This is a genomic window from Gemmatimonadota bacterium, assembly GCA_026706845.1.
In the GTDB taxonomy this organism is placed as follows: domain Bacteria; phylum Latescibacterota; class UBA2968; order UBA2968; family UBA2968; genus VXRD01.
On the sequence record JAPOXY010000040.1, the window covers coordinates 1,569 to 6,501 of the forward strand.

Below are 4,933 nucleotides of genomic sequence, written 5' to 3' on the forward strand. Positions count from 1 at the left end.
TACGTGCCAATGCACCTATGGTTTTTTCGGCAATTTGCACGTCTGGATGGATGAGCAATTGCTGCGCTAGCTTGATGATGGTTCGATTGGCGCCACCAACATGCTTACCCGCGCCACCCTGTGTGCGCAATCCCGAAACAACCTGAATGATGAGGTCGATCTGATAAGGCAGCAAAGGGTACAGATCGGCGAAATTCTCGGTTGTCAATTCGGGAAGTTGAATATCCGCAGATAGCCGAGTATTGTCTGTTAAGCGTCCCCGATGCTGGGAAAAATGTTCGCGCAGAGCTTTTTGGGCATCGGCATTTTTAGACAACACGCGTTTGCTGGTTACTTCAGAAATATCAGAAGGCTCCAGATGGACCTGAAGCGGAAACCGATCCATTAAACGGGCGAGTTCCACCCGCCTGTCATCCAGGCCTCCCACCAGATCTGTAAGCTGCTCCTGAGAAGTGACAATGAGCCAGATCTTACCCCGTCCGACCCGTCCGAGGCTTTGCACCACAGCCTGAAGATCAAGCATTTTTTGAACATCACGCGACACAAACTGTCCGACTTCATCAATCACAAAAACCAGGCTTCTACCAGGCCGCCTCCGTGCGACCAATTCTTGACATCTTTCTGCTAAAAGGCCCGGTGTAATGTCGGCCCGTCCGCGTGCCGATTCACGCCAGCTATCAACTTCCGGAAAGGTATCTGGATCCCGTTCGTGCATCACCCGGCTTGCCTGTTGCAGCGCAAACGCAACCTTTCCTTTTTCCGCATTCCAATCTTTATCAAAAATCTCAGTGTACTTCTCTTTGAATGCCTCTAATTCACCATCGGCTTCCAGCGTAATCTCTAGTTCGGAGAGATCCAGATCACGGGCATAACCCAAGCTTTGCAGAAACAGCCGATACATGATTTCAGTGATGGTCTGGCTCCCGGTGCGGATGCCACGGTCCGTTGATACATCAAAAATGACAGCGTCTGTAGGAATCTGTTCGGTTATGCTGGACAAAAGCGCCTGAATCCTCGGGTCTCCTGTGCGCCGTCCAAATAATTCTCCTGCTCCTTTGCCGAGTACGGTGCGGTTTTCCAGTGCCAGACCCAGCATCTTGGCAAAGCTGGACTTACCAGACCCAAAAAATCCCGATACCCAGATACCCACTCCTTCGTGGGGTTTGTTGGGCGTTTCCTGATAGCGCTCCAGGATTTCCGCATAGTAATTGCGGATGGCCTCGGTGGCGTAGTATTCGTCAATCTCATCTCGAATGATCTGCTCATCCGTTTGATCGACTTTGATAACTTCCTCAATATGGCGATAGATGTCGCTGGCAAAGAGATCTTTGACAAGCTGTGGCATGGGGGGCCTTTCAAAAAATCTTGGGTCGATAATTGTGCTCAGCGTCGAGAATACCCATAAACTTCAGACCAGCTGCGCCATCCAATTCACCTGGATAAAAGAGTACACTTGGAAGTTGAACGCTGCCCATAAGCTGATCGAGCAATGAAGAGGTCCGATACATTGGAAACAACGCTCCTGAACGAGTGATCATCACGATGTCTTTTAAGGGGTCTGGATTTTCAGGCATCCTCTCAACTACAAGCGCATCCAGAGGTTGATAATCGCTTAAAATTTCATGCACAGTGTGAACCGTCTCTTCCAAACCTACAGATTTTTCTGCTTCAATGAGCGACGGGGCATCAATGCCTTCGGCTTCCAGCGCGGCAACCAGACATTCGGCAAGCGAGATAATAGTCACACGCTTGCCGGATTGCTCAAGTCTGGTCTTGAGCATCGATATCTCAGCCCGAACAGCAAATTCCTCCTCTGGAGGATATCGAAAAATCGCATAAGGCATATCGTGATAGGCGCTGATATCAGGCCGCGGATCAGGAGTTCGCAATACGGGCTCAAGCGTCTTTGTAAGTCTGTCTTTCCAATCGCTCATGGCGTCCACGCTTGTGCAAATGCCTTTAGAGAGTCAAAAGGCAGTTTGAGTTGGGCTAGGCTACCTGCCACCTGATAGTCGAGTTTTCGAAATTGGTGCAAACGGAGGAGTTCACGTTCAACATCCTCAGAATACATCAAGAACAGACGCCAATCAAGTGCCTGCACAATTCGATTAGCATTAGATTCGTGTTCAGCAATGGCGTGTAACACGTAGAGGAAGCTTTCTTCAGGCAAGTGGTAAGGGACAAACTCTCGAACTGTCGAGCCAGATAACAATCCAAAGTCACTCGCCATTCGGAGCATATCGCGCCCGGCTCGTGTGGCTCCATATTCGGTAAGATTTTTTCCTGAAGCAATGCGCCCATCAGTGATTTTACGTACAAAGGGCACTACATCTTCCGTACGCATCAAGTAAGTGCCCGCTTTATACTCCTCAAATAACCATTCCGTTGCAAATTCATAATACAGAGTATCAATAGAACCAATGTGCCAGAGCAAACACGGCTTCCAGGCTTCCAGATAGAGGCCCTTTTCAGCAAGTATCACCAGAGGTTCAAAATTGACTTCTTGTGTAAAACGACTTGAGAGGGTCACGATGATTTCTTTCAACCATGCTGCATTACTGGCGCCAATCGAATTCGTGTCCCGAATAGCTTGCAGATTCTCTTTTGTTGAACGGTCTAAATCCCAATGCTGGAAAGCAGAATAAGTATCTTCAATCAGTGCCCCTTTTCGGATGAGGCGCGTAGACAATTTTCTTAGTTGCTTTTCTTTTGGAATCACGCTGTATGCTCCAACCGTGCATAAGGCACCACCGGATTTCCAGGTTCACCTTTTGAGAAACCCGCAGCCAGGAGCGCAAAAGTATCTGCATCAGGGGAACACAGGCCAGGGAGTTGAACCGCCCGACCTTCGGCCGATCGACGCAGATTGCGAACGGTCTCACTTTGGGTAGACGACACCAGAGTCAGTTCTTCCAAAAGCTGCAGAAGATCATCCCCTCGCCTTGTCTCAAGTGCTTCAAAAAATGGTACCCATGTGTCTATGTCGTCCAGCCAGCTTTGCCACTGTGTTTCGAACTCATCCTCGATATTTGCAGGCAGATACCAAAGGGTCATGCAGCCAGGTGGATCAAAGACCTCGGCACACCGGCTGCGTGCTACAGAGAAAACAACTCGGGCTTGGGCAAATAGATGTGTTTTTGGCAACCCACGGCTTAAGGCCATTTTACCCAATTGGCCCAACATGCTCTGGGTATTCCACCACATCGCGTAGTCCATTTCCCCAAAACGAGCTACAACTAAACGGAGTTTGAGAAGATATTCGAGTTCTGTATCAGGTTTTGATGAAGGCATTTTTGCTCCAAGATTACAATAAAATAGCATTGTCAAGCTTCAAACCGACCGCATCACAACAGCAGGGCTTTTGTATTTAATAATTCTAATCAGGTGAGATTATCTATTTCGCAAACATTTCTTTAAGGACGATTAGCACTCTTCTGATATTTTTCCCACGGGAAGGCCCTCCATTATGTCCCTGTCGATAGCGGCTTGCTACGTATTACATTTGATCAAACAATTCCGCCATAGAGTCAACACAACGTCCATCTGATCATTCTCGACTTTATATTCTCCTTTTAAAGCCTTTTTCCATAATCTGTTCTTATCAGATGCAAGAGATCGGTCTGAACAAAGCAATCGAACCGCTTCAATGGCATACTGTTTGTTCAGTACAGAGCGCGTATAGTTACCTCGGGCCGAGCCACGGACTATGCCTGCCTCGCACAAGCCGAGATATGCTGCACGCGGACATCCTTTTTCACGAGAGGATTTCTGGGTAGGAAATTGACGTCTGATAGCAGTCTTCCAAGCATCACATGGGTGATATCCGCCTTGTCGAATCAGAGTTGTGGCCTGAACAGCAGCATCTCCGTATTTTCCCATGATAGACCCTCCTGAGAATTAGTAATAATGTCGATAGCAATAGGCATATTACGCCAACATTAGATATCTTTATTTCGCCGGTCTGTTCCATCCTCTTCTATATATGCAAATTTCTAAAAAAAAAGCTTTTATTTTTCGTGCAGTGCACGATCTGTTGTTGCGGATTTTATTTATACAGAAACGACTTGTCGCGTGTCTTCGATTTCGGCGTCGAGATTGCCCGACAGGTCGTTGTTGTTGAGGTGTATGCGGTCGGCTTTTTCGCCGATGTGAACACCTATGCGCTGTGTTGCTGTTTCGTCATTGCCAATGCGATTATTTGTGAAGGTGAGGTCGTGGGTTTCGCCCAGGATGCGCACGCCATAGCCTTTATTTTTGTCGCCATTGTCGAGGATCTGATTGTTCTCAAAGGTGTTGCGATGCCCGCCCATGGGTTCGGATTCGTTGCGGAAGAGGATGCCTTCACAGCCGTTGCGCAATGATCGGTTGCTGGAAAACAGATTGTCGGTGTCTTTGTGACCAATGGAGATGCCCGTGTCGCCATTGCCGATGAGATCGTTATTTTCAAAGACACCGTGTTTGACACGCCAGCAGAGGAAGAGGCCAATGCGGCCGTTGTTTTCCGAGCGGCAATTGCGGATGATGGGGTGCTGGCTACCACTGCCCGGGTGCAGGCCCAGGTGGGTATTGCCCGTGCAGGTGCAGTTTTCGATTGTGACGTGCTGGCTCTGCTGGAAGCTGATGCCATCGCCGTGATAATTTTTTATCGCGCAGTTTTGCAGAACAGTGTGGTGCCCGCGGTAGAGGAATATGCCGGCGCCACGGCAACCGTTGAGGTGCGGGTTGTTTTTGCGGTTGCCATCTACAGTCAGATTTTCGATCCGAGCATTTTCGATGTGGTACCCGCTGATGACCGGGAAGGTGGTTGCAGCGCGCGCATTGCGAGAGACGAGATAATCGCCTCCCATAGGTACATTGACGCCAAAGGTGTTGTCCTTTTGCCAGAGAATGGTGCCGACGGCGGTGTGAAATCCACCGCCCTGATCGTCTGTGA

Annotated in this window: 6 protein-coding genes; all 6 read right to left on the reverse strand. The window is 48.9% G+C overall.

Features of this window, described 5'->3' with window-relative positions:
• Positions 1 to 1,345 (reverse strand): BREX system P-loop protein BrxC (gene brxC, locus OXG87_04185; GenBank protein ID MCY3868731.1); only part of this gene is annotated, 1,345 nt, incomplete at its 3' end.
• A gap of 10 nt (positions 1,346 to 1,355) precedes the next feature.
• Complete coding sequence (locus tag OXG87_04190; protein MCY3868732.1) at positions 1,356 to 1,934, reverse strand: DUF1788 domain-containing protein; 579 nt, start codon at positions 1,932 to 1,934, stop codon at positions 1,356 to 1,358.
• Entirely contained in the window at positions 1,931 to 2,719 is a 789-nt protein-coding gene (locus OXG87_04195; GenBank protein ID MCY3868733.1) for a DUF1819 family protein, read from the reverse strand. Before OXG87_04195 ends, OXG87_04190 begins: the two co-directional genes overlap by 4 nt.
• The gene (locus OXG87_04200; GenBank protein ID MCY3868734.1) at positions 2,716 to 3,291 is read right to left on the reverse strand and encodes a BrxE family protein; all 576 of its coding nucleotides are present in this window, start codon (positions 3,289 to 3,291) and stop codon (positions 2,716 to 2,718) included. Before OXG87_04200 ends, OXG87_04195 begins: the two co-directional genes overlap by 4 nt.
• Before the next feature lie 198 nt (positions 3,292 to 3,489).
• The gene (locus tag OXG87_04205) at positions 3,490 to 3,879 is read right to left on the reverse strand and encodes a hypothetical protein (GenBank protein ID MCY3868735.1); all 390 of its coding nucleotides are present in this window, start codon (positions 3,877 to 3,879) and stop codon (positions 3,490 to 3,492) included.
• Positions 3,880 to 4,049: 170 nt separating this feature from the next.
• A partial coding sequence (locus OXG87_04210; protein ID MCY3868736.1) for a right-handed parallel beta-helix repeat-containing protein occupies positions 4,050 to 4,933 on the reverse strand: 884 nt, incomplete at its 5' end.